25 protein-coding genes and 1 pseudogene are annotated in these 26,030 nt (G+C 46.4%); 25 read left to right on the top strand and 1 reads right to left on the bottom strand.

Annotated features, from left to right (window positions below):
* Positions 1–39 precede the first annotated feature (39 nt).
* The 25 genes and pseudogenes from AMICO_RS04560 to AMICO_RS04435 all read left to right on the top strand — a co-directional run bounded on the left by AMICO_RS04560 (position 40) and on the right by AMICO_RS04435 (position 25,543).
* Entirely contained in the window at positions 40–2,706 is a 2,667-nt protein-coding gene (locus tag AMICO_RS04560; RefSeq protein WP_013048288.1) for a valine--tRNA ligase, read from the top strand.
* A gap of 3 nt (positions 2,707–2,709) precedes the next feature.
* Positions 2,710–4,044, top strand: a complete 1,335-nt coding sequence (locus tag AMICO_RS04555) for a bifunctional folylpolyglutamate synthase/dihydrofolate synthase (RefSeq protein ID WP_013048287.1) — start codon at positions 2,710–2,712, stop codon at positions 4,042–4,044.
* On the top strand, positions 4,044–4,814 hold the full coding sequence (locus AMICO_RS04550) for a purine nucleoside phosphorylase YfiH/LACC1 family protein (RefSeq protein ID WP_013048286.1): 771 nt from the start codon (positions 4,044–4,046) through the stop codon (positions 4,812–4,814). The genes AMICO_RS04555 and AMICO_RS04550 overlap by 1 nt, the downstream gene beginning before the upstream one ends.
* A gap of 87 nt (positions 4,815–4,901) precedes the next feature.
* Positions 4,902–5,870, top strand: coding sequence for a Gfo/Idh/MocA family protein (locus AMICO_RS04545; protein WP_013048285.1), 969 nt, complete (start codon positions 4,902–4,904; stop codon positions 5,868–5,870).
* 192 nt (positions 5,871–6,062) lie between these two features.
* Positions 6,063–6,263, top strand: coding sequence for a hypothetical protein (locus AMICO_RS04540; protein ID WP_013048284.1), 201 nt, complete (start codon positions 6,063–6,065; stop codon positions 6,261–6,263).
* A gap of 43 nt (positions 6,264–6,306) precedes the next feature.
* Entirely contained in the window at positions 6,307–7,992 is a 1,686-nt protein-coding gene (locus tag AMICO_RS04535; RefSeq protein ID WP_013048283.1) for an acyl-CoA mutase large subunit family protein, read from the top strand.
* 15 nt (positions 7,993–8,007) lie between these two features.
* On the top strand, positions 8,008–8,427 hold the full coding sequence (locus tag AMICO_RS04530; RefSeq protein ID WP_013048282.1) for a cobalamin B12-binding domain-containing protein: 420 nt from the start codon (positions 8,008–8,010) through the stop codon (positions 8,425–8,427).
* Positions 8,428–8,429: 2 nt separating this feature from the next.
* Positions 8,430–9,374, top strand: a complete 945-nt coding sequence (gene meaB / locus AMICO_RS04525) for a methylmalonyl Co-A mutase-associated GTPase MeaB (protein ID WP_013048281.1) — start codon at positions 8,430–8,432, stop codon at positions 9,372–9,374.
* 22 nt (positions 9,375–9,396) lie between these two features.
* On the top strand, positions 9,397–10,956 hold the full coding sequence (locus AMICO_RS04520) for an acyl-CoA carboxylase subunit beta (protein WP_013047678.1): 1,560 nt from the start codon (positions 9,397–9,399) through the stop codon (positions 10,954–10,956).
* Positions 10,957–10,974: 18 nt separating this feature from the next.
* Entirely contained in the window at positions 10,975–11,382 is a 408-nt protein-coding gene (locus AMICO_RS04515; protein ID WP_013047679.1) for an OadG family transporter subunit, read from the top strand.
* Positions 11,383–11,459: 77 nt separating this feature from the next.
* Positions 11,460–11,865, top strand: a pseudogene (locus AMICO_RS04510) (biotin/lipoyl-containing protein).
* 22 nt (positions 11,866–11,887) lie between these two features.
* The gene (locus tag AMICO_RS04505) at positions 11,888–13,009 is read left to right on the top strand and encodes a sodium ion-translocating decarboxylase subunit beta (protein ID WP_013047681.1); all 1,122 of its coding nucleotides are present in this window, start codon (positions 11,888–11,890) and stop codon (positions 13,007–13,009) included.
* Positions 13,010–13,144: 135 nt separating this feature from the next.
* Entirely contained in the window at positions 13,145–14,242 is a 1,098-nt protein-coding gene (gene upp, locus AMICO_RS04500; RefSeq protein WP_013048279.1) for a uracil phosphoribosyltransferase, read from the top strand.
* Positions 14,243–14,286: 44 nt separating this feature from the next.
* Positions 14,287–15,144: a glycosyltransferase family 4 protein gene (locus AMICO_RS04495; RefSeq protein WP_052292837.1), complete on the top strand. Its 858-nt coding sequence runs from the start codon at positions 14,287–14,289 to the stop codon at positions 15,142–15,144.
* A 16-nt stretch (positions 15,145–15,160) separates the two neighbouring features.
* Positions 15,161–16,291 (top strand): non-hydrolyzing UDP-N-acetylglucosamine 2-epimerase, encoded by a 1,131-nt coding sequence (gene wecB, locus AMICO_RS04490; protein ID WP_013048277.1) that lies wholly within the window; start codon positions 15,161–15,163, stop codon positions 16,289–16,291.
* A gap of 50 nt (positions 16,292–16,341) precedes the next feature.
* On the top strand, positions 16,342–17,649 hold the full coding sequence (gene murA, locus AMICO_RS04485; protein WP_013048276.1) for a UDP-N-acetylglucosamine 1-carboxyvinyltransferase: 1,308 nt from the start codon (positions 16,342–16,344) through the stop codon (positions 17,647–17,649).
* Between the two features lie 373 nt (positions 17,650–18,022).
* Positions 18,023–18,877 (top strand): Asp23/Gls24 family envelope stress response protein, encoded by an 855-nt coding sequence (locus tag AMICO_RS04475; RefSeq protein WP_148211328.1) that lies wholly within the window; start codon positions 18,023–18,025, stop codon positions 18,875–18,877.
* Entirely contained in the window at positions 18,874–19,512 is a 639-nt protein-coding gene (locus AMICO_RS04470; protein ID WP_013048273.1) for a uracil-DNA glycosylase, read from the top strand. The genes AMICO_RS04475 and AMICO_RS04470 overlap by 4 nt, the downstream gene beginning before the upstream one ends.
* A 4-nt stretch (positions 19,513–19,516) precedes the next feature.
* Positions 19,517–20,203 (top strand): undecaprenyl pyrophosphate synthase, encoded by a 687-nt coding sequence (locus AMICO_RS04465; protein WP_013048272.1) that lies wholly within the window; start codon positions 19,517–19,519, stop codon positions 20,201–20,203.
* Complete coding sequence (locus tag AMICO_RS04460; RefSeq protein ID WP_013048271.1) at positions 20,184–21,008, top strand: phosphatidate cytidylyltransferase; 825 nt, start codon at positions 20,184–20,186, stop codon at positions 21,006–21,008. Before AMICO_RS04465 ends, AMICO_RS04460 begins: the two co-directional genes overlap by 20 nt.
* Positions 21,005–22,207, top strand: a complete 1,203-nt coding sequence (gene dxr / locus AMICO_RS04455; RefSeq protein WP_013048270.1) for a 1-deoxy-D-xylulose-5-phosphate reductoisomerase — start codon at positions 21,005–21,007, stop codon at positions 22,205–22,207. The genes AMICO_RS04460 and dxr overlap by 4 nt, the downstream gene beginning before the upstream one ends.
* Complete coding sequence (gene rseP / locus AMICO_RS04450; protein WP_013048269.1) at positions 22,197–23,234, top strand: RIP metalloprotease RseP; 1,038 nt, start codon at positions 22,197–22,199, stop codon at positions 23,232–23,234. Before dxr ends, rseP begins: the two co-directional genes overlap by 11 nt.
* Positions 23,235–23,251: 17 nt before the next feature.
* Positions 23,252–24,322: a (E)-4-hydroxy-3-methylbut-2-enyl-diphosphate synthase gene (gene ispG, locus AMICO_RS04445; protein ID WP_013048268.1), complete on the top strand. Its 1,071-nt coding sequence runs from the start codon at positions 23,252–23,254 to the stop codon at positions 24,320–24,322.
* 23 nt (positions 24,323–24,345) lie between these two features.
* On the top strand, positions 24,346–25,296 hold the full coding sequence (gene argF, locus AMICO_RS04440; RefSeq protein ID WP_013048267.1) for an ornithine carbamoyltransferase: 951 nt from the start codon (positions 24,346–24,348) through the stop codon (positions 25,294–25,296).
* Between the two features lie 67 nt (positions 25,297–25,363).
* Complete coding sequence (locus tag AMICO_RS04435; protein ID WP_041459337.1) at positions 25,364–25,543, top strand: TFIIB-type zinc ribbon-containing protein; 180 nt, start codon at positions 25,364–25,366, stop codon at positions 25,541–25,543.
* A gap of 45 nt (positions 25,544–25,588) precedes the next feature.
* Here the strand turns inward: AMICO_RS04435 and nikR are convergent, their stop codons facing one another.
* The gene (gene nikR, locus AMICO_RS04430) at positions 25,589–25,996 is read right to left on the bottom strand and encodes a nickel-responsive transcriptional regulator NikR (protein WP_013048266.1); all 408 of its coding nucleotides are present in this window, start codon (positions 25,994–25,996) and stop codon (positions 25,589–25,591) included.
* Positions 25,997–26,030: the final 34 nt, after the last annotated feature.

Raw genomic sequence — 26,030 nt, 5'->3', positions numbered from 1 at the left:
AAGTTTACCGATATAGAAATAATGGAGGGGAGACTTTCAATGGCAATCCGTACAAAAGAAATAGCAAAGACTTACGATCCAACGCCCATTGAGGATAAATGGTATTCATGGTGGTTAGAGTCAGGGCTCTTCCATGCTGAAGTTGACACAACGAAAGAAGCCTTTTCAATAGTCATACCGCCTCCGAACGTTACCGGCTCCCTTCATATGGGGCATGCTTTCAACAATACTTTTCAGGACATCGTTTGTCGATATAAACGGATGAACGGTTTTAATGTTCTGTGGCTGCCTGGTACAGACCACGCTGGTATTGCCACACAGAATGTGGTAGAGCGGGAACTTGCAAAAGATGGCATATCGAGACACGATCTGGGCAGGGAAGAATTTGTCAACAAGGTTTGGGAATGGAAAGAAGAATACGGAAGCAGAATCATAGAACAGATGAAGAAGCTAGGGAACTCATGTGATTGGGAAAGAGAACGGTTTACTCTCGACGAAGGTCTCTCCCAGGCCGTACGAACTGTTTTTGTCAGACTTTATAAAAAAGGCCTTATTTACAAGGGGCGCTACATCATTAACTGGTGCCCACGCTGCCATACGGCTCTTTCCGACATTGAGGTTGAGCATGAAGATCTGAAAGGCTGCCTTTATTATGTGAAATATCCCTTTGTAGAAGGAGAAGGGTATCTTCTTGTAGCAACAACCCGCCCTGAAACTATTTTAGGGGACGTTGCTATTGCAGTTCATCCTCGGGCCGAAAAGTACCGCCACATGATAGGAAGGAAGGTTTGTGTACCTCTTACAGATCGAGAAGTGCCCATTATTGAAGATATCATGGTCGATCCGGAATTTGGAACTGGCTGCGTGAAAATAACGCCTGCCCATGACCCTAACGACTTCTTAGTAGGTCAACGGCACAACCTCGAGCAAATTCAGGTTATCGATGCCGACGGATTCATGAATGAAAATGCCCCCGCCTATAAAGGGCTTTCTATTTTAGAAGCACGGGAACGAGCTGTGGAAGATCTTAAAGCTCAGGGCCTCATAGAAAAGATAGAAGAGATCGACCATTCTGTCGGCCACTGTTACCGTTGTCACACCGTAGTAGAGCCCTATCTTTCTGAACAGTGGTTCGTTAAAGCCAAGCCATTAGCAGACGCGGGGATTGAAGCCGTGGAAAAGGGAGATATCACATGGATTCCTGAACAATGGCAAAAAATCTACTACCAATGGATGGAAAACATTCGTGACTGGTGCATATCGCGCCAGCTATGGTGGGGCCATCGTATCCCGGCATGGACATGCGCGGAATGCGGTCACATAACTGTTTCTGAAGAAGATCCTACCCATTGTGAAAAATGTGGAAGCGCTCGCATCCAACAGGACGAGGACGTTCTTGATACGTGGTTCAGCAGCGCTCTGTGGCCTTTTTCCACTCTGGGGTGGCCAGAGAAAACCGAAGAACTCAATTATTTCTATCCTACATCCTTACTGGTAACAGCCTTTGATATCATCTTCTTCTGGGTAGCCCGCATGATTATGATGGGTCTTGAGTTTATGGAAAACGAGCCTTTCAAAGAGGTCTACATACATGCCCTTATCCGTGATGAGGAAGGCCAGAAGATGAGTAAATCAAAGGGGAACGTCATAGACCCCCTCACAATGATCGATAAATACGGAGCAGATGCTCTTCGTCTCACCCTTGCGGCGTTGACTGTTCAGGGGCGGGATATTCTATTAAGCACAAACAAAATTGAAACCTACCGCCTCTTTATGAACAAGCTTTGGAATGCCAGCAGGTTTGCCTTAATAAATCTAGAGGAAAACTGCTCTGAAAAACCGCTTCCGGATAAAGGCGAGCTTAGACTTCATGACCAGTGGATCCTTACACGCACACAGCAAGTGACAGAGCAGATTACAAGGCTTCTCGACGGTTATTTTATTGGGGAAGCAGCCCGAATGCTATACGACTTCATTTGGGGCGATCTGTGCGACTGGTACCTCGAAATGTCTAAACCTGCGTTGAAGGGAGATGAAGGGGAGTCACGGGTTAAAAATACCCAGGCAATAGTAGAATATGTCTTTAAAACAGTACTGAAGCTCATCCATCCCTTTATACCTTTTGCTACAGAGGAACTGTGGCACACATTTGGATTCAGCGATGACTCAATTGAACGTTCAGAGTGGCCAAAAGCATCTTCAGCTCTAATTTTTAACAATGCTTTGTCTGAAATGGGAACCCTTCAAGAAATAATTCGTATAATCAGAAACTTACGGGCAGAGGCAAGGGTAGCACCTCAGCAAAAAGTCGAGCGGGTTATTCTTCAGACAGATGATGATGCTTTAAAGGCACTCGTATCTGCAAATATGGATATGATCTCACTCCTTGCGAAGGTAGAGAGAGTTGATATTATTTCAGATAGCGACAAAAAACCTCATGGATGCCTCGCCTCAGTTATGACCAATGGGGAAATCAGTCTGGAAGTGGGAAGCCTGCTTGACATCAAAGCTGAGATTGAGCGCCTGGAACAGGAACTCAAGAGTGTTGAAAAGGATATAGATAAAATGGAGAAGAAACTGGCCAATGAAAACTTCACATCCAAAGCTCCTCAAGAGGTTGTGGATAAAGAACGAGGCCGTCTTGAGGAAAACAAAAACCACCACCAGCGAATCGCGGACAATATAAGCAGCTTGAAAAGGTCGTAGAATATGAGCATTAGAACTCTTTACGAAAAAGTAGAAAATGAATTAATAAGCGCTTCAAGCCCTGGAATACATCCAGGCTTGGAGCGTATTTCCAAGTTGCTAGAACTGTTAGGCCATCCGGAAAGTGCCTTCCCGGCAATACATGTTGTCGGAACAAATGGAAAAGGATCTACCTCAGCCTATGTAGAATCAATTTTGCGATCATCTGGAATGCATGTCGCGCTTTATACAAGCCCCCACCTTGTACATATGGGGGAGCGGCTCCTTCTTGACGGAAAAATGCTTTCCCCTGAAACATGGAAAAAGGCCGCGCGAAAGGTTATAAAAACCATAGGTCAAGACAAGAGGCTCTCAGAGGATCCCCCTACATTTTTTGAAGTTTTTACTGCCGCTGCCTTTGTCATCATAGCGGATTCCCAAGTGGATGCCGCTGTTATAGAAGCGGGGATGGGGGGAAGGCTTGACGCCTCAAACACTCTAACAAAGGTTCTAATCACCATTATCACTTCCATATCAAAAGACCATATGGACTTTTTAGGTGACACTCTAGAAGCCATTGCTATGGAAAAGTTTGCCGTCATTCGTCCAGGCGTACCGGCAGTTTTCGCGGGGGGCGCTCCTTCATTATGTACCTTGTTCGCGAAAGAGTGTCAGAAAAAGGGAGCACCAGGGGTAGTATTGCCTCATGCATATTCATTTACAACTAAAGGACTTTCCATTAAAGGAGCTACATTCACCCTTCATGGCAAAGACGGCATTGTGGAATATACTGACCTGCACACCCCATTGCTCGGTGTCCACCAGGTATCTAACAGCAGTCTCGCTGTAGCCTCTATGGATATTTTAAAAAGGGAGCTAAGCCAGATAACAGAGCAAACCATACGTCAGGGTTTAACACAGACCCACTGGCGGGGACGAATGGAGCTTCTTCCAACCCATCCTCCTATCATGCTGGATGGAGCTCATAATGACGATGGTATTGCCCGCCTTGTAGAGAGCCTGAACGCTCTGGAAATAAACGGGAGTAAAGTAAGATTGACTATAGTCTATGGATCCATGAAAGATAAAGAGCATAATGTGGCGTTGCACCGATTAAGTCAGTTGCAGCCACAGCTTATTTGCACTGAAGTCCCTGGCATGGAGCGCTCGGCTAAAGCTTCCGCATTACAAGAGGAAGCGGCTTTATATAAATGGGCTAATGAACCAGAGGGCATTGCAGATCCAGTGGAAGCACTTCAAAAGGCGCAGAAAAACAGTGACATTATAGTCTGCTGCGGAAGCCTTTATCTTATTGGATATGTACAGACCCATATGGCAGAAGGAGCTCGTTTTTTATAATGACCGCACGAAACTTCTCTCTTGATGAGAAAGAGGGGCATTATATTCTTGAATATCTCTGCCCAGAGGAAAAGGCCTTTTTTAAAGCCAGGTTATTTATGAAAGGCAGCCTTATAGGAAAGGCCATGGGGGATCCGGCTCTTAGCAGGAAAGCAGTGGCTTCTCTTTCAAAAGAAGAAACTTCACAAAAGAAGCTTTTAGCCCCTAAACAAAATCACGGGACCCGTATTCTCACAGAAAGAGAAGAATATTGCCTGCCTGAACGACCGTTTGCAGATGGGGTTTTTTTAAAAAGCACCCTCTATGAAGGGAGTCTTCGTTTTGCAGATTGTGTGCCGGTCATATTGGCATCTCCAGTTCCCCATCCATGGCTGATGCTGCTTCATTCAGGGTTTAAGGGAACTGTACAAAATATTGTAAAAAACAGCCTGGTAAACCTTGACCAAAAAATGAATTTGGACTTCAATCGTATCTATGCATGGATCGGTCCTGGCATCAGTAAAACATTTTATTTTAGAAAAGATGATGAATGGTCACTGCTCGGGCAGAAAGAACTTTCCTCCGCCCATTGGCAAAAGGAAGGGGAGCGTGTATATTTTGATCTGCCTGGCGCCCTTGAAAGCCAATTGCTGGAAAATGAACTATTAGAAGGACATATTACCACTATCCCTCTTTGTTCATATAAAGATCGGCAATATTGTTATTCCTATCGGAGAAAGGACATCAAAGAGAGGATGTTCCTATTAGCTTCTCTGATAATCGATAAATAACAGATACCACTTTCTCTATTTTTTACGTGACAATAAAGAAAGAGGCTTATAACGCAACATTGAAAAAGTTACAAGGAGTGATCCTAAATGGACCTACAACGAGTAGGGGTAATAGGAGTGGGACACCTAGGACAGCACCACGCTAGATTATATACCGAACTTCTCGGCACACAGCTTGTGGGAGTAGTTGATGAGAACGAAGCACGCGCAGCTGCTATCGGAGATAATCTTGGGGTTCCTTATTACACAAATTTCGAAGAATTTATCAAGAAAGCACGGCCAGATGCAGTAAGTGTTGTAGTTCCAACAAGTCTTCATTATGAGATAGCAAAGAAAGCTCTGGAAAACGGAATTCATGTTCTTATAGAAAAACCAGTGACAACAACAGTGAGAGAAGCGGAAGACCTGCTTAACGTGGCTGCAAAAAGAGATCTCGTTCTCCAAGTAGGTCATGTGGAACGTTTTAACAGCGCTGTACAATATACATCTAAGATAGTTCATGAACCCCTCTTTCTTCAGTCGCGCCGACTCGGACCCTTTTCTTCCCGAATCAGCGACGTGGGGGTTGTCCTTGATTTAATGATCCATGATATTGATATTATTCTTTCACTAGTGCATTCGGAGATCGACTCCATCTCCGCAACAGGAAGATGTATACGAACAAACCATGAAGATGTTGCTTCTGCGCAGATATCTTTCAAAAATGGAGCAATGGCCCATATTTTAGTAAGCCGCGTTTCAGAGCGCCGTCTTAGACAGCTTGAAATAATGGAACCAGAGCGATATCTAACCATAAACTATGAAACGCAGGATGTTTCAATCAACAGATGCGTACGTCATGAGAATGGCACACTTGTGGAAGTTATAGAACATCCAGTATTCCCCAAGAGCGAGCCTCTTAAGCTGGAACTTCAGCATTTTGTTACATGTGTACGAGAAGGGAAGCAGCCCCTAGTAGGGATAATGGACGGCAAACGTGCCCTCGAAGTCGCCATTTCAGTTCTCAAACAAATTCATCTAAGCGAAGGGAAAGAAGAATCGATCATCTCGCAATAAAGATGCCCCTCCTAAGGCCGGTGAAATGTTTTTCTCCGGCCTTATTTTTTATGTATTTAAATAGAAATATATTTTTATCATTTTTATTTCAATGTTATTATGTTCACAATGCATTATTGTTGTGTTTTTGTGGTTTTATATAATATATGCTTCGCTCAATTTTGATAAAATATTAATTAGTGAGGGATTCTTATGCCAACTGAAAATATAAATGCGCTTATAGCTCTTGCTATGTTTGTTGGGGCTCTTTTTGTTGCTAGACTCGTTGTTAAAATAGGTAAAGGAGAACTTCCTGGCGGTGCTATATGGGTTGTTTATCTTCGAATGCTTCTTGGATTTTTATTGGCAGGAGCAATTATATTAGGTTTTTATTCTTTTGCAGGGATAAAATAAAAATTGGAAAGAATGAGACTTTTTATTTGGGAGGCGAAGTACCATGACTGAAGAAAAGAAAAAAATCCCTGAACTTTTTGAACTTAGAAAAAAGTATGAGGGGAAAGTTGAAAAAGTGTTAGAAAAGCGGCCTGAACGACGAAAAGAATTCCGCACAGGTGGAAATCTTCCTTTAAACCGCGTTTATGACCCAACTGACCTAGAAGAATTTGATTATGCAAGAGACTTAAACTATCCAGGGCAGTACCCCTTTACTCGAGGCGTGCAACCTACGCTTTATAGGGGCCGTCTGTGGACAATGCGTCAGTACGCAGGATTTGCAACTGCAGAAGAGTCCAATGAACGGTATAGATATCTTCTCTCCCAGGGAACTACAGGTCTATCTGTAGCTTTCGACCTTCCTACCCAAATTGGATATGACTCTGACCACCCTATGGCACAGGGGGAATGCGGGAAAGTGGGAGTAGCCATTGATAGCCTTGCCGATATGGAAATCCTTTTCGACAAAATTCCTCTTGATAGGGTTTCTACTTCCATGACAATCAATGCTCCCGCAAGTGTGTTACTCGCCATGTACATTTGTGTTGGAGAAAAACAGGGCGTTTCCATGAGTGATCTTTCTGGTACTATACAAAACGATATTTTAAAAGAATACATAGCCCGAGGCACCTATATTTTCCCCCCAAAACCCTCTATGCGTTTGATAACTGATATATTTGAATTCTGCAGCCATAATGTCCCTAAATGGAATACTATTTCTATTTCCGGTTATCACATTCGGGAGGCCGGCAGCACGGCGGCACAAGAAGTCGCCTTCACATTAGCCGACGGTATCGCTTATGTAGAAGCAGCAAGCAAAAAGGGGCTGGATCCAAACGTGTTCGGCAAGCGCCTTTCCTTCTTCTTCAATGCTCATAACGATTTTTTGGAAGAAGTAGCGAAATTCAGGGCAGCCCGAAGAATGTGGGCCCAGATAATGAAAGGACGCTTTGGAGTAACCGATCCTAAAGCTCAGATGCTTCGTTTCCACACTCAGACCGCAGGTTGCACCCTCACTGCTCAGCAACCGGAGAATAATATAGTCAGGGTCACCATTCAGGCCCTCGCAGCAGTTCTGGGCGGAACCCAGTCCCTCCACACCAACAGCATGGATGAGGCTTTGGCCCTTCCTTCCGAAAAGAGCGTTGGCATCGCTCTTAAGACCCAGCAGATCATTGGCTATGAATCAGGCGTTGCGAACACAGTGGATCCTCTTGCGGGAAGCTACGTTGTTGAAAATTTGACGAACGAAATTCAGAAAAGAGCAGAAGAGTATATCGGGCAAATAGATGAAATGGGCGGCATGCTCGCTGCTATAGAAAAGGGTTATGTCCAGAAACATATTCAGGATTCAGCCTACACGTACCAGAGAGCTATTGAAAGCCAAGACTCCATTGTCGTCGGAGTGAACAAATTCCAGTTAGAAGATGAGAAGATAGATATGAAGCTTCTCAAGGTCGATGAATCAGTGGGAGAACGCCAAATCGAGAAACTTCGAAAGATGAAAGAAAGCAGAGACAACATAAAGGTGCAAAGCACCCTTGATGAAATACGAAAAGCAGCTCGGGATGAATCCATTAACACGATGCCTCTTATTATCGATGCTGTACGCAATTATGCGACTGAAGGCGAAATTTGTGGCGTATTGAGAGAAGAATTCGGAGAATACACAGAAAATATTATTTTGTAAGTGGAGGAATGAGCTATGGCTGTAAAAAAGATACGAGTTGTAATAGCAAAACCAGGCCTCGATGGTCATGACAGGGGAGCGAAAGTTGTAGCCAGGGCCCTCCGTGACGCAGGCATGGAAGTTATTTATACCGGGCTTCGTCAAACTCCTGAACAGATTGTAGATACAGCGATACAGGAAGACGCTGACGCTATAGGAATAAGCATTCTATCGGGCGCTCACAGCTTCTATTTTTCTAAAATCATTAACCTTCTTAAAGAGAATAATGCGAGCGATATTATTGTCTTTGGCGGAGGAGTCATTCCTGAAAGTGATATTCCTGCTCTTATTGAAATGGGAGCCGGAGCCATCTTCGGCCCTGGAACGCCAACTTCAGTATGTGCAGAGTGGCTTGAAAAGGCCGTTGCTGAAAAAAAACAGAAAGAGACTGTTTAGCTGTGACACTTCTTGCTGAAAAGGCTTTACATGGTGATATCAGAGCTTTAGCGCGCATTATTTCTCTTGTAGAAAATGAGGCGCCCGAATCAGAAGAAATTATGAAATATCTCTATCCTCATACCGGTAAGGCCCTGGTCATAGGGATAACAGGAAGCCCGGGCGCTGGGAAAAGCACATTGGTCGATAAACTAATCCTTGAGTTCAGGAAGAAGAAAAAAACAGTTGGAATCATCGCCGTAGATCCCTCTAGTCCTTTTAGCGGAGGAGCAATTCTAGCAGACAGAATTCGTATGCAACGTCACGCTAACGATCCGGACGTATATATTAGAAGCATGGGGACGCGAGGTTCACTAGGCGGCGTCAGCAGGAGCACCAGAGAAGCCGTTAAAATATTAGACGCTTGCGGCAAAGACGTTGTCATTATTGAAACAGTAGGGGTAGGCCAGTCTGAAATAGATATAGTGAAACTGGCAGACACTGTCTGTCTTGTGCTTGTGCCCGGCATGGGTGATGACATTCAGATAATGAAAGCGGGCATTATGGAAATAGCAGACATCTTTGTAGTGAACAAGGCAGACAGACCAGGAGCAGAAAAAATAGAAACTGAAGTAAAGCTTATGCTTGACTTGATCGGAAAAACAGACTGGTTTCCACCTATTCATATGACCGTAGCGGAAAAAGGAGATGGGGTAGCTGAGTTAGTAGAAGGCATCGAGAAACATGGGGCTTTTCTAAAGCAAAGCATTCACGGCATAAAGAAACAAAAACGCAAACTTGCAGAGGAAATAAAAGACATACTCAGCCGTGACATCGCAAAAAATGTGGAAAAAGCCTGGGAACGTCAGGGAACTGACGACAAAATCGAAGCCATCTTAGGTAAGGAACTAGACCCCTATACCGTTGCGCAAAATATATTGAACAACATAGTCACAAATGAAGGATAAACTGAGAGGGGGCAGTTGAGACATGACGAACCGAAGCATTGACGAGCTATGCGCGGATCTTGAGCGCAAGCGTGCGCAGGCCCGCGAAGGCGGTGGTCCCAAGTCGATAGAGAAGCAGCGAGGCAAAGGCAAGGGTACCGCACGTGATCGTATAGCCGGGCTTCTTGACGAGGGGACCTTTGTAGAGCTTGACGAGCAGGTGGTTCACCGGTGCGGGCGATTTGGTCTTGGAGAGACCTCTTTTCCCGGCGACGGTGTGGTCACAGGTTTTGGTGAGATAGACGGGAGGCGTGTATACGTTTTCAGCCAGGATTTCACAGTTCTTGGCGGGAGTCTTGGCGAGATGCACGCGGGCAAGATCTGCAAGGTCATGGACCTTGCCATGAAGAACGGCTCTCCAGTGGTTGGTATCAATGACAGCGGCGGCGCCCGCATTCAGGAGGCGGTAGACGCTCTCAACGGGTACGGCGACATTTTTTTCCGGAACACCATTGCCAGCGGAGTGGTGCCTCAGCTCTCCGTCATCATGGGCCCCACCGCCGGGGGAGCGGTGTACAGCCCGGCTCTCACGGACTATATTTTCATGGTTGAGAAGACGGGCATCATGCACATCACGGGTCCGGCGGTCATCAAGGCAGTCACGGGAGAGGAAGTGACCAGCGAAGCCCTTGGTGGTTCTCAGGCTCATAACACCAAGAGCGGCAACGCCCACTTCACGGCCCGGAGCGAGGAAGAATGCTTTGTCCAGGTTCGCAAGCTTCTGAGCTACCTTCCGAGCAACAACGTAGACGACGCTCCGTGGAAGGAACCGTCAGACGACCCGCTCCGGCTGGTGCCAGAACTTAGGAACGTTGTTCCCACCAACCCCAACAAGGGTTACCGTGTTCACGACGTTATCGGCAAGGTTGTAGACGACGGCGACTTTTTTGAAGTCCAGGCCCTCTGGGCCATGAACATGGTCACCGGCTACGGTCGGGTTGGAGGACAGGTAGTGGGCATCATCGCCAACCAGGCCTCGACCCTTGCGGGGTGTCTTGACATCAACGCCTCTGACAAGGCGAGCCGTTTCATACGGCACTGCGACGCCTTCAACATCCCTCTGCTCACCTTTGTAGACGTTCCCGGATATCTTCCTGGCACCGAGCAGGAATGGGGCGGCATCATCCGCCACGGCGCCAAGCTTCTTTACGCCTACAGCGAGGCCACCGTTCCCATGGTCACGGTGGTTCTTCGTAAAGCCTACGGCGGCGCCTACCTTGGCATGTGCTCCAAGGCCCTTGGGGCGGACATGGTTTTGGCGTGGCCCCAGGCGGAGATTGCCGTCATGGGGGCTGAGGGAGCGGCCAACATCGTCTTCCGGAAAGAGATAGAAAAGGCCGAAGACCAGATGAGCGAACGGAACAAAAAGATCGAGGAATACCGAGAAGCCTTCGCCAACCCTTACGTGGCGGCAGAGCGCGGCTTTGTGGACCGGGTCATATTGCCAGAGGAAACCCGCCGTGAGATCTACCTTGCCCTTCAGGGTACGGCGAACAAGCGGGAGCTTCGTCCCCGCCGCAAACACGGCGTCATGCCTCATTAGATGGGAGGGGCGATAGACGTGACCAATCTGCACACCTATTTTGAAACGGGTTTCAGCGGGCCGTTGACCCTGTGCTTCATTGCCTTTTCAGCGGTTTTTATGGTTCTTGGGGGCTTGACGGCCATCATCTACGCCATCAAGTATTTTGGGGGTGTCAAGAAGGCGTCACCGCCGTCCCAGCCTCCGGCACCCCGTGAGAAAGCCCCCGCGGCGCCGGCAGTGACAGGCGCGGAGACAGGGGATAAGGGAAAGATCGTGGCGGCCATCGCCGCGGCTCTTCTGGAGGCCACGGGGCAGCCCTGCCGGATCACCGAGATTCGTCCCGCGTCGGGCCCGCATCGCCGGCCCGTTTTGAGCCTCTGGAGATCGAGCGCTATCATGGAAGGCCTCGAAAGCCTGAACAACACGAACTGGTCCAGCCGTTAGGGACCAGGGGGAGCCTATAGAATAGATAGAGACGAGAAATGAATCATGACATCACAGCAAGGTGGAGGGGAAGATAAATGAGCAAAAGATATAGAGTGACAGTGGATGGAACAAGCTACGACGTAACAGTGGAAGACCTTGGCGGGGCTTCAGCCCCTGTATCGGTGGCGGCACCAGCTCCGTCGGCGGCACCAGCAGCCCCTCGCCCCAGTGGCCCCGGCTCCGGCACCAGCCCCCGTGGCAGCGGCGCCGGCTCCGTCGGCAGAGGGCGGCACCGTCATCGCGGCCCCCATGCCGGGCAAGATCCTTCGGGTCAGCGTAAGCGTTGGAACGGCGGTGAACGCCGGAGACGTTCTCCTCATCCTCGAAGCCATGAAGATGGAGAATGAGATATCCGCTCCGTCCGCCGGCACAGTGAAAGAGGTCCGGGCGCGGGAAGGAGACAGCGTCAACTCCGGAGACGCCCTGGTAGTCCTCGGCTAAGCCGAAGGAGGTACGGGCGAACATGGAAATTTATGCAAACTCATTAGGAATGATCCTTCGCTCCTCAGGTTTCGCGGGCCTTACGTGGGGGAACATGGTCATGCTGCTGGTGGCCTTCATCATGCTCTACCTGGCCATCGTGAAGGGATTTGAACCCCTGCTGCTGGTTCCCATCGGATTTGGATGCCTGCTGGTCAACCTGCCCCTTTCGGGTATCATGGACGAGGGAGGCTTTTTGCGTTATGTCTTTTTCGGAACAGAACATGAGATCTACCCCGTGATCATCTTCATGGGTATAGGCGCGCTGACAGACTTCGCGCCCCTTCTGGCCAACCCCATCACCTTCCTTCTGGGAGCGGCGGCCCAGCTGGGTGTCTTCATCGCCCTGTTCGGCGCGCTGCTTCTCGGCTTCAACGTGAAGGAGGCGGCGTCCATCGCCATCATAGGCGGTGCCGACGGCCCCACAAGCATCTACCTCACCGTGAAGCTGGCCCCCCAGATCCTGGGGGCTGTGGCGGTGGCCGCCTACAGCTACATGTCCCTGGTCCCCCTGATCCAGCCGCCGGTGATCCGTCTGCTCACCACCAAGGCGGACCGGGGTATCCGGATGGATCAGCTCCGCCCCGTCTCCAAGCTTGAACGGGTGCTCTTCCCCATCGTGTGCACCGTGTCGGCAGGGCTGCTTCTTCCCTCGTCGGTGCCCCTGATCGGAACCCTCATGTTCGGGAACCTCCTTCGGGAGTGCGGGGTGACAGAACGGTTGAACCAGGCGGCTCAGAACGAAATCCTGAACGCCACCACCATCTTCCTCGGCCTGTCGGTGGGAGCCACCATGAGCGCGGAATATTTCCTCACCATGGGAACCATCAAGATCATCGTCCTCGGCCTCGTGGCCTTCGTCTTCAGCACCGCCGGAGGCGTCGTGCTGGGTCAGGCCATGAAAGTGATAAGCGGGGGAAAGATCAACCCCATGATCGGGGCGGCGGGAGTGTCGGCGGTCCCCATGGCCGCCAGGGTGGTGCAGCGCATGTGCCAAAAAGAACACCCCGGCAACTTCCTCCTCATGCATGCCATGGGACCTAATGTGGCCGGCGTCATCGGAACTGCTGTGGCTGCAGCCGTCATGCTTACACTGTTGAGCTAAAATGGCTTGTTTTAGAAATAATTTTTCTAAAGCATGAGAAAAAGAAGTCTTTCCCGTTTTTATGCGGGAAAGACTTCTTTTTACGTGTTATTATATTGCGGGTTTTAAAAAAAGGTACGTGGGGGGTTAATAGAAATGAAAATTGCTATAGGCTCAGACCACGCTGGATTTCCCGTAAAATCCGCCCTAAAGGCCCATCTTTGCGAAAAAGGGCATGAGGTTATTGATTTTGGGACAGACAGCGATAGTGTTTCGTGTGATTATCCTGATGTGGCTTTTGCTGTTGCTCAAAGTGTTGCAGCAAGGGAAGCGGAGCGCGGTATTCTCGTTTGCGGCAGCGGTATAGGGATGTCAATTGCTGCAAATAAGGTTCCGGGAGCTTACGCAGCTCTATGCAACACACCAGAACTCGCAGTTTTAAGCAGACAACATAACAACGCTAATATTCTCTCTCTGGGTGGACGGATTATCTCTGAACTCCAGGCTTATGAAATAGCCGACCTCTGGCTTGATACTAATTTTAAAGGGAATCGTCATGAGCGTAGGGTAAGTAAAATAAAACAATTCGAAGAAAAACTTGCCCCTACATACTCAAGTAGCGGCGAAGGACGAATAGTCATTCTCGATCACCCACTTGTCCGACACAAAGTAAGTATTATTCGTGATAAAAACACGTCGGTAAAAGAATTTAGAGAACTCGTGCAAGAAATCGCAGGACTTATGGTCTATGAAATTACACGTAACCTGCCCCTTGTAAAAATAGAAATAGAAACCCCTATAGAGAAAACCATCGGTTATACCCTCGAAGGGAAAAAATTGGCAATCGTTCCTGTGCTTCGGGCCGGACTTGGGATGGTAGACGGAATTCTGCAAGTCATCCCCAATGCCAAAGTTGGACACATTGGCCTGTACCGCGACCCCGAAACCCTAGAGCCCGTTGAATATTATTGCAAACTACCAAGTGATATTAACGAACGTGATATATTTATACTTGATCCGATGCTGGCAACAGGGGGATCTGCAGCAGCAGCCATCAGCCTTGTTAAGTCAAGAGGCGCACGCAAGGTAACCCTTGTCTGCCTAATTGCTGCACCAGAGGGTGTGGAACGAGTTCACCAAGCCCATCCAGACGTGGATATTTATGCCGCAGCCCTTGATAATTACCTCAATGATCATGGATATATTGTACCTGGTCTGGGTGATGCCGGTGATAGACTCTTTGGAACCAAGTAAATCGGTGTGCAGCTGTGCTTCGCCTTATATTTATATGTATTCTTATGATGGGGTGGGGAGCCGGAATGACCCCCCTCTCCATGAAATTATCCAATAGGTATAGAATTCTCGACGTCCCTGGAGGAAGAAAGATTCACTTGGGCAATATTCCCAGGGGCGCAGGTATTGTTTTATGGATGGGCTATTTATTATGGATTCTTCTTTGTGCCCCCGAAAACTTCTTTCTCAAGCTTTTATCAATAGGCGCAACTATTGTTTTTCTTTGCGGCTACTGGGATGATATAAAACCATTAAACCCGAAGATTAGATTGATCCTGCATCTTTTTGCCGCCGCCTTTGTGCTTTTGCCTTTTAATATACCCTTTTCTCATCGGGTATTGCTCATAGTCTGGATTGCCGGTGTAACAAGCGCCTACAATATTATAGACGGGTTAAACGGGCTTTGTCTCTTTATGTTTGTAATCGCGGCTCTTACGGCATCCCGGTTTGGAACTCCTGAAATCTGGTGGCCAATAGCAGCCGTGGCAGTAGGAGTTCTACACTGGAATTTTCCTCAAGCCAGAACGTTTCTCGGAGATGGGGGCAGCACTCTATTAGGTTATCTTTTTGCTTCGCAGCTTATTTTCAGTTTTTATCAAAGCGGAAATTATTCTCGCATCTCCTCTAGTGAGCTAGCTTTATTGCTGTTACTATGGGGTGGTGTCCCAGTTGTCGATACTCTTGCCTCCATCCTTCGCAGGATTATAGAACGCAGATCACCCTTTATGCCTGACCGTGGACACCTGCACCATAGATTGCTTGATCGCGGGTTGTCGTCAATAGCCACTCTGAGCATCATGGCACTTCTTCAATGGGTTTTGCTTGAGCTGGGAATGTTCTTTTATGGACGGTTCACTTTGTAAGGTCAAGGAGGAAAAAATGACTCGCACTATTATTTGCGTTATAGGAACAAGACCCGAAGCCATAAAAATGGCGCCGGTCATTCTTACTTTGAAAAAAAACACTGCCTACCGAACCCTTGTCCTCGCAACGGGACAACATTCTGATATGCTTGATCAGGCACTTTCTTTTTTTGACATACATGCCGATGAAAATTTACATATTATGAAAGCTCGCCAAACTCTTGACCATATTACCTCCCGTGTTCTCGTTGGCACTGGTGAGATTTACGATAAAGAAAAACCTGACCTTGTCTTAGTCCATGGCGACACAACGACAACCCTGGGCGCATCAATGTCAGCATTTTACAGAAAAATCCCAGTAGGACATGTAGAAGCGGGGCTGCGCAGCGGGAATCTTGAGCAGCCTTTCCCAGAAGAAGCTAATCGAGTTATTACAGATCGCCTGGCAACGCTTTTCTTTGCCCCCACAGATAGGGCGAAGCACAATCTACTTTCTGAAAACGTAGCGGAAGAACGTATTTTTGTAACGGGAAATACTGTAATAGACGCTCTTGCCTGGACCCTTAGGCAAAATCGAGGCCATGCCCCGCAAAAAGAGTATTCTTTGCCCGAGGATGCGCCTCTTATCCTTATGACAGCTCACCGAAGAGAATCATGGGGCGAACCGCTAAAAGAAATATGCAAGGCAATTAAACATCTTTTAACCGAGCTCCCTCATGTTTATTTTTTAATTCCACTCCATAAAAACCCTGCGGTGAGAGATGTCATAAGATCTTGTCTTGGCAAAAGTGAGCGGGTTATTTTTACAGATCCCCTTAATTACCCAGATTTTGTACAGGCAATGAACCGTAGTTATCTTATACTGAGCGATAGTGGAGGCGTTCAGGAGGAAGCCTCGTTCCTGAAGAAACCAGTACTTATCATGAGAAATCTTTCTGAACGGCCAGAAGCTATTGATGAGGGAACCGGAATTCTGGTGGGAACAGATAAGGAAAAAATTATTTTTGAAACACTTCGGCTTTTCTCTAATAAGAGGGAATATGATAATCTTGTTGCTGGAAGTAAAAGTCCTTTTGGAGATGGAACTGCCGCAGAAAAAATAGAAAAACATATTTTCAATTTCTTTAATCCATGGAATATCGTTTAAAATAGATGCAATTTATTTGTGCCTTTATATTGTGACCAGGAGTGATCGCAGTGGACTATAAAATGAAAATTACAGGTGGAGTTCCTCTTCGTGGGAAAATAGAAGCTCAGGGAGCTAAGAATGCCGCTCTCCCCATAATGGCAGCTTCTCTTCTTCTTAAAAGCGGAACCCTCAATATACACAAAGTTCCTCGTCTCCATGATGTTTTAACTATGGCAGATCTTTTGCGGGGACTCGGTGCTGAGATCCAATATGAAAAAGGAGAAATGTCTATCTCTATTCCCGAAGATCTCTCTTGGGAAACCCCATCCAATCTAGTACGTAAAATGCGTGCTTCATCATTGGTTCTTGGTCCTCTTCTGGCCCGTTGCGGACGTGCAGTCTTACCTTTGCCAGGCGGCTGTTCCATAGGAAGCCGTCCTATTGACCTTCATCTGAAAGGCCTTTCCCGTATGGGAGCATCAATTGATTTGGTTCATGGTGCTGTTCATGCTACTGCAAACGGATTGAAAGGTTGTCGTATCTATCTTGATTTTCCCTCTGTCGGTGCAACAGAAAATCTTCTTATGGCAGCTGTCTTTGCAGAAGGGGAAACCGTTTTGGAAAACACTGCGCGAGAACCGGAAATTACTAATCTTGTTCAAACGTTGAAGTCAATGGGAGCTAGTATTGAAGAGGAAGGAACCGGGGTTATTCGAATTAAAGGCGTAGACGAACTTCACGATGCAGAAACGATAGTTATCCCTGACCGTATAGAAACTTGCACCTACATTTTGGCTAGTATTATGTCAGGTGGAGAAATTGAGATCGAGAATGTCATACCCCAACATATCGATTCTCTTATTGCAAAATTAGAAGAGGGCGGAGCATCTTTCACAGTAAAGAATGATTCTGTTATTGTTCACCCTATAAACCGGCTAAAGGCCGTTTCGCTGAAAACCATGCCCTACCCGGGCTTCCCAACAGACTTACAGCCTCAGATTATGGCTACTCTTGCCCTCGCCGATGGAGCGAGCGTGATCCAGGAAGGAGTCTTTCAGGCACGTTTTCTTCATGTAAGCGAGCTTAACCGCATGGGAGCTAGAATAGAGTTGCAGGGCAACACCGCTGTGGTTACAGGGGTTGAGCACCTTGTGGGAGCCGATGTAAGCGCTACGGATTTAAGAGCTGGAGCGGCCCTCATCCTTGCAGGTCTGGCCGCAAAGGACGAAACCTGCGTATACCATATAGGCCATGTGTGGCGTGGGTATGAAGATATGGACAAGAAACTCCAGCAGCTGGGAGGACAGGTTGAAATTATGCCTACAGAATCTGTGGGGACAAAGGTCAACGGAGCTGTCATGAAGGAAGACTCCTAATCAGTGCTCGTTTTCAAACTGCTGAAAGTTTATTTTGACTTAGGATATAACACCTCGTTACGGGATGAGAAGGAATCTTCATCCCGTTTTACGTATGTTATTAAAGAAAAACTTGAATGGTACCTGTTCTTTAAAACAGTGTCCTGGCAGAGAGATAAGAAAATTGGGTTTATACAGCTCTTAAACACTTCAAGCAAAGAAGCCATGGCATGGAACTAAATTAAACCAAATTTCACCAAATTGCTCTAATACTGGTAAAATTAGTATCAAGAGATCAAGCCGACAATTTCTCTTGCAGGGACTTCATCAGGAAAACCGCAGGGGTAATTTGACCTGTTAAAACGAACATTTCCTGACTATATTGAACAGGGTGATGAATAAATTGGATTCAACAACAGCTAGAAACTCTCTTCAAATGATACATGTTATAGCTTTCGTAGGACCGGCTGGTACAGGTAAAAGTCAAAGGGCCCAGTACGTAGCGACAGATAATAACGTTGATTATATTATAGATGACGGGCTGGTTATTGCGCGTGGCAGAATTATGACAGGGAAAAGTGCCAAGTCAGAAAAGAATCTTGTAAGAGCCATTCGTCGTGCCCTCTTCGAATTTCCCGAACATAGAGAAGAAGTTGTTTCTTTTCTAGAAAAACAGGCGCCCTGTACCGTGATGATCATAGCTACTTCAACGGCTATGGCTTTAAAGATCGTGCGTATCCTCAATCTTCCTCAGCCAGAAAGATTTATCCATATAGGTGATGTGGCATCAGCAGAGGACATTAAAAGCGCACGTAAAGAGCGTTTGACCAAAGGTCAGCACGTCATTCCTGTGTCAAGGGCTCAAATAAGACGAAACTTTGCCGGCAAGCTTGTGGGGCATCTTCGAGACCTTTTCAAAACAGTTGACAAGGAAGAAGGGGAACGTACCATCGTGCGCCCTCCTTTTAATTTTTACGGAGAACTAAGCATTGAACCTCAGGCCATTATAGATATTGTGAGATATCTTACAGAACGGACCGGACAGGTAAGGGCCATTCAGGATATTAAAGTCCGCCCTATCGATGATGCCATAGAAATAACAGTAACGGTAACCTTATCCCTTGGAGCTGTCACCTTTCGCACTATAGGGGAGAGAATACGCTGGAAAAGCGCCAAGGCCGTACGGTATTTTACAGGCATGGACATTAGAGAAGTTAACGTTTTGATAAATGGAGTGTTCATAGAATGACAGAAAAAAGATGCTACATTCCAACTGGAGAAGATATAAAAGAAGCACAGAAACTTGCGTGGAAAGAATTAATACAGCAAATATCCTCATGCGGCAAATGCGGATTGCACAAAACAAGAGTATCTACAGTTCCTGGTGAAGGAAACACAAAAACACATTTGATGCTTGTAGGGGAAGGTCCTGGAGAAGAGGAGGACGAACAAGGCAAACCTTTTGTCGGCAAAGCTGGACAGCTTTTAACGAAAATATTAAAAGCCGCGGGCATTTCCAGAAAAGATGTATATATAACCAATGTGGTCAAATGCCGCCCCCCCCACAATAGGGTTCCTGCAATTGAGGAAATGATGACTTGCAATATGTATCTGGAGGCCCAAATAGCCCTTATCCGCCCATCTATTATCTTGTGTCTTGGGAATACCCCAACTAAGTGGTTTCTCAAAACATCTGAGGGTATAAGCAATCTTCGGGGAAGATGGTTCAAATGGAGGGGAATTGATCTCATGCCAATTTTTCATCCTAGTTATCTTCTGAGAAATGAATCTAGAAAAAAAGGCAGTCCTAAAGACCTGACATGGCAGGATATTCGCGCTGTAAAAGAGAAATTAGACCAATTATCCCCCAGGGAGGGCCAATGACAACATGTCACTTAAACATATAGCTATCATTATGGATGGAAATGGGAGATGGGCAAAAAAGCGCCATCTTCCTCGACTGTTGGGCCATCGTGCGGGGGTTAAAGCAGTGGAACGCACAGTTAGAGCGGCAGCGGATTTTGGCATTCCTTATCTTTCGCTATACGCCTTCTCTACAGAGAACTGGAAGCGGCCAAAAACCGAAGTAAAAGGACTTATGTCCCTTTTTCGATATTACATTAATAAAAAAGTGCAGGAACTTGTAAAGGAAGATGTTCGCCTTCGCTTCGCAGGAAGGACAAAGGAGTTACCGAAAGACATTCAAGAAATTATCCATGAGGCAGAAAATGAAACAGAAAAAGGACAACGCCTTCAGCTTATCGTTTGTTTGAACTATGGCGGCCGACAAGAAATAGTGGATGCAGTTCAAAAGTTACTAAAAGATGGATATAAAGGAAAGGTCACAGAAGAAACCATACGATCTTATCTATATTTGCCTGATCTTCCAGACCCTGATCTAATTATTCGGACGAGCGGAGAATATCGTCTCAGTAATTTTTGGCTTTGGGAAGGAAGTTATAGCGAATTCTACTTTTCATCCCTGTTATGGCCCGATTTCAACAAAGAGGCATTGCAAGAAGCTATACTTTCCTACGAAAAGAGGGATCGACGTTATGGCGGCATTCAACGATAAAACTAAGGAGCTCGCAATACGCGCTTCTAGCGGGCTCATTCTCGCATCTATCATACTCGCGTCTATTTTTCTTGGAGGCAATTACTGGTTTGCTGTTGCGTCACTGATAGGTCTTCTCTCTTTATGGGAATTCTATCAGCTTCTATCAAAAAAATTTCGTGTCTCCAAAGGAATTGGACTTTTAGCAGGGGGCCTTATATTACTTGCCTCTGCAGAACATTTTCGTCCTATTTCTATTTTAATGGTTTTGACATTAACCACTTTTATATTGCTGCTGATCGAAATTTTGCGCCGGCAGTTTTCCCATTCCAGCTACGCTATATGGAATTTAGGCGGAACCCTTTCCGGCCTTATTTATATTATCTTCCCCTGGAGCTTTATGGTCCTTTTACGAGCCCTTCCCCTCGGGAAACTTTTGCTTTTCACTCTCTTTTTTTGTACATGGAGTTGCGATGTAGCGGCCTACCTTGTAGGATCACAGTGGGGGAAAAACAAGTTTTGTGAAGCAGTCAGCCCTAAAAAGACATGGGAGGGCTTCGGCGGAGGAGTAGGGGGCAGCATTCTTGCTTCGGTATTTATAGCCTATTACAGCGCTATGCCTCCATTTCCATTTCTATATATTGGGATAATATGTGGGTTCGCCGGGCAATTGGGGGATCTTGGGGAGTCTCTTATAAAAAGAGAAGCGGAAGTGAAAGACAGCGGCCAGCTTATACCAGGCCATGGAGGGGTACTTGATCGTTTTGACAGCATTCTTATTAATGGAACCCTTACATTCTTTCTGTTTGGAGTGATTCTTGGTTGAGCAAAAATCCTTGCCATATAGCTCTTATAGGCGCAACTGGCAGTGTGGGGTCGTCTGTTCTCGATATTTGCAGGGCCTTCCCCGAAAAATTTAAGATAATTTTTCTTGTAGCTCATCGCAATGCCCTAAAAATGAACGATCTCATTCATGAGTTTCATCCAATAGGAGCTGCCCTGACAGATCGGGAAGCAGCTTCAATTTTGCGTACACTTCAAAGTGAAGTATCTGTTTATGAAACAGATGATGACCTGGAATATATTGTAACTCACCCCGAAATAGATCATGTCGTCTTTGCGTCCTCAGGCACAGCAGCTATTAAAGCCCTTCAAAAAGCCCTTCTGGCTGATAAGAACGTTTCTCTGGCCAATAAAGAAAGTATTGTAGTAGCCGCACCATGGGTTATGCCCCTGGTGCGGCGCACAGATCAGCTTCGTCCACTTGATAGCGAACATAATGCCATATGGCAATGCCTTCAAGGAGAGGACAAAGAAACTGTAGAAGAAATTTACCTCACTGCGTCCGGCGGTCCATTCAGAACTTACGATCAGAAAGCTCTAAGGCATGTCACTCCTGAAATGGCACTGGCTCATCCTGTATGGGATATGGGATACAAGGTGAGTATAGACAGTGCCACCCTTATGAATAAAGGCATAGAGATAATAGAGGCTATGTATTTATTTGATCTAGAACATACTCAGGTAAAAGCCGTTATTTGTCCCGGCTCGATTGTCCATGGTATTGTACGTTTTACAGACGGCACTCTTAAAATGGCCGCCTCTACTCCAGACATGCGCCTTGCCGCGGCAACTGCGTTAAGTTACCCAGGACGTTTGCGTTTATCCGCATTGCCTCAGATTATGCCTCTTTCAGTCCATTCCCTTACGGTACAATTCTATCCACCAGACGAAAAGTTATTTCCTTGTCTGGCTCTCGCTAAGGAAGCAGCGCGGAAAAAAGGTCCCTATCCGTCCCTTCTCGTGGGAGCTGATGAAGTAGCAGTTGACGCTTTTTTAAGAAGAGAAATAAGTTTTACGCAAATTTCCCTAGTGATAGAGCAGGTTCTATCGAGTTATAATGATAATGCACCACAAACCCTTGAAGAAAGCCTTATAATTTTAGAAAGAGGGAGAGAGAGGGCCCGAGCATTGATAAGAAGTGCCGGCAGGTGCGGCAAGGAGAGAAAATCTTATGATCGTTAGTGTATTATCCTTTCTTTTAGTCATCGGTATTTGCGTTGTCACTCACGAATATGGACACTATAGAACCGCAAAGGCCTGCGGAGTTCAGGTTCACGAGTTTGCCTTCGGGATGGGTCCGGTACTTTGGCAAAAGAAGGGACGGGAGACCTTGTGGTCAATAAGGGCCTTCCCTGTAGGAGGGTTTGTCCGTCTTGCCGGAATGGACGAGGAGCAACCGGGTGAAGAGGTTAAAGAAGGGAAAGGCTTCAACGATAAAAAAGCATGGCAGCGCTTTTTTATTCTTTTAAATGGACCTTTGGTCAATATCCTTCTGGCCATGGCTCTAACAGCTATATTCCTTTCTGCCCATGGGGTCATCGATATGAGCTCTCCAGTAGTAGGGGACATTATGGAAAATCTGCCTGCTCAACACATTGAGCTACAACCAGGTGATATTATACGAACTGTTAATGGCGTACACGTTTCAGATTGGCCCAGCATGGCTAAAGCTATTCGTGATGAGGCAAAAGAGGGCCCCGTTACCCTTGAAATTGAAAGGGGCGGACAGTTGCTCTTAAAGGAAGTCGCAATACCGTATTCAGCAAAATATGGGGCGCAATTACTGGGCATTCGGCCACCAATGATGCGTTATGGCCTTTTATCGGCCTGGACCAACGCCTTTTCTTACACAGTGAACATGAGTGTAGAAATGATACAAGGGATCGTCAGATGGGTTCTGCAGGCCCAGGACGTGGACGTTTCCGGCCCTATTGGCATTGCCACTATGGCAGGAGAGGCCGCAAAACAGGGCATATGGCCCTTTATTTCTTTCCTATCCCTCATTAACCTTAATCTGGGGCTAATAAACCTTTTCCCTTTTCCAGCCCTCGACGGTGGGCGCCTTGTTTTTATAGTGGGGGAAATAGTTACTAAAAAGCGCCTTCCCGAACGTATTGAAAACTTCATTCATCTTGCTGGATTTATATTGCTGATCACATTGATTCTTTTTATAACATGGAAAGACATCAGCAAAATTTTTAATCTGTAGTATATTGAGGAATTGTTATGAGTATGGAATATCGCCATGTAAAAATAAAGGATCTAAAAATAGGACAAAACGCCCCTGTGCGGGTTGAAAGCATGCTTAAAGAGCCTCTATCAGCCTACAACGAGGCTCTGGGGCAATGCAAGGCATTACAGGATGCGGGATGCGAGCTTCTTCGCGTAGCTTTTCCCCATGCAGATCTGAAGGGAGAGCTTTCACAATTAAATATAGATTTAGATATACCTGTAATGGCGGATATCCACTTTGACCCCGACCTGGCAATAGCAGCTATAGATGCCGGATGCCCCGCTATTCGAATTAATCCTGGGAACATGCCGCCTTTCAAGCTGCAGAAACTAATAGAAGTAGCCCTTGAAAGAGACATCGTTATAAGGGTAGGGGCTAATAGCGGTTCAATTAATTATCGCCAATTGCTGGAAGCTCAGGGAGACCGTGCATTGGCCCTGGTAATAGCAGTAGAGGAACAGTTAAATTTATTGCTAAAAGAAAACTTTGGGCGTATTATCCTTTCTGCAAAATCAACAGATGTGAAAGAAACTGTCAGGGCCAATCTTATGTTGAGTGAAAAATACCCCCATTTCCCTCTCCATATAGGAATAACAGAAGCAGGCCCCGGCATGACAGGTCTCGTTCGCAGTGCAGCTGGAATAGGCCTTATGCTCGCTCAGGGGGTGGGAAACACAATAAGGGTCAGTCTGACAGACGATCCAGTGGCCGAGGTGGAGGCCGGATACGAGATTTTGCGTTCTCTTGGTTTGAGAGAGCATGGAGTACACCTCATTTCCTGCCCGACCTGCGGCCGGCGCCGTATTAATGTTGCCTCAATAGTCGAACGCATAAAACCTTTTTTAAAAGATTTCCCTGATGGTCTGACCGTTGCTGTTATGGGATGTGAGGTCAACGGCCCTCAGGAAGCAAAAAGTGCGGACATCGGTATTGCGGGATCGCCTTCCGGAATGATTTTGTTTACAAAGGGACATGTTGTGGGGGAGTGCTCTCTTGATGAAATGCCCCACAAATTAGTATTATTAGTGGAATCGTTGAAGAAAAACAGAGAAATAGATAAATAAGGATAAAGAGGGGAGAGACAGCTATGCCATTGAGTCTCAAGGGAAGACATTTTTTGACACTGAAAGATTTTACAGAACAGGAAATTTATTATCTCCTTGATCTTGCTATTCAATTAAAAGCTAAAAAAAGAGCCGGCATCCGAGGAAATTTACTTCAAGGGAAAAACATTGCCCTCCTCTTCGAAAAATCTTCGACTCGCACCCGCTGTGCTTTTACAGTAGCATGTATAGATGAAGGGGGACACGCTGAGTACCTTGGCAAAAACGATATCCATCTAGGCGGCAAGGAAGATGTCAAGGACACTGCCCGCGTCTTGGGAAGAATGTTTGACGGCATTGAATATAGGGGTTTTAAACAGTCTTTCGTTGAAGAGCTGGCTGCCTATGCTGGCGTTCCCGTCTGGAACGGCCTCACTGATACATATCACCCCACCCAGATCCTTGCTGATTTTTTGACTTTACAAGAAAATTTTGGAACGAATCTTCAGGGACTTCGCCTTGTATATGCTGGAGACGGCAGGAATAACATGGCCAATTCTCTTATGATAGGCTCCGCAAAACTTGGACTCCATTTTGTTATTTGTTCTCCCTCCACTCTTTTCCCTGAAAGAGAACTTTATGCTGAATGCCAGGCAATGGCAGCAAAAACTGGAGGAAGCATTTCCCTTATAGAAGACCCAAATGAAGCCGTTGTTGGCGCTCACGCAATCTATACTGACGTTTGGGCTTCCATGGGAGAAGAAGCCCAGCAAGCAGAGAGAGAAGCGTTACTACGGCCTTATCAGGTCAATGCCCAGCTCATGAAAGCTACAAAAAGGAATGATACAATTTTCCTCCATTGCTTACCGGCTTACAAAGAGAAGGAAGTAACAGAAGAGGTTTTTGAGTCAAGGGCATCAAAAGTTTTTGATGAGGCTGAAAACCGCCTCCACTCTATTAAAGCTGTGATAGTGGCCACAATAGGAAACTTGTAATTCTCTTGATAAATAAACCCCTGTGGGGTATGATGTCAGTAAGAATGAATGGTTAGGAGGAATACATTTGGAACAAACAAAGAGGGTTTTTCGTTGTGCTTCCTGCGGAAAGATTTTTGAGCAAGAGGGCAGAGATTCTTCCATTAAGTGCCCTGAGTGCAGGGGGAAAATCCTCATTCTATTAGAAGGGGAAACTCTTGGCAAAAAAGGGTGCGGAGGATCCTGCGGATCCTGCTCATCTGGCTGAGGTGTTTAATAAGTGAGGGGCGGCAGGATGCCGCCCTTTTTTCATTTACACTGTCGTTGTAATAACAGGATCTGCCGTATTAATGCCTTTGATGGAAGAAATAGCCTTTACGAATTCCCGAATCTCTTTGGCAGAACCACGTAAAACAATGGCCTCGAGGCAATGGGCATGATCAAGATGAACATGGGATGTACAGACAATGACATCCCCAAAATCGTGTTGAACATTGGTCAGCTCTGCAGAAACATCATGGGAATGATGGTCATAAAGAATAGTGAGCGTTCCAAAAACTGTCCCAGCACCTTCTTCCCATCGGTTTCTTGAAATAGACTGTCTGATGAGTTGCCGTAATGCATTTGATCGATTAGGCATTCCTGACCTTTTTATCCAATGGTCAAACTCTTCCAGCAATGACTCTGGTACAGCGACCCCAAACCTTACTAGTTTCTCCAATGCTAAGCAGCCCCCTCATATTGTCTTGGTTGAC

Source organism: Aminobacterium colombiense DSM 12261 (assembly GCF_000025885.1).
GTDB classification, from domain to species: domain Bacteria; phylum Synergistota; class Synergistia; order Synergistales; family Aminobacteriaceae; genus Aminobacterium; species Aminobacterium colombiense.
The sequence above is the reverse complement of the archived record's forward strand: the minus strand, read 5'-3'. Positions and strand labels throughout refer to the sequence as shown.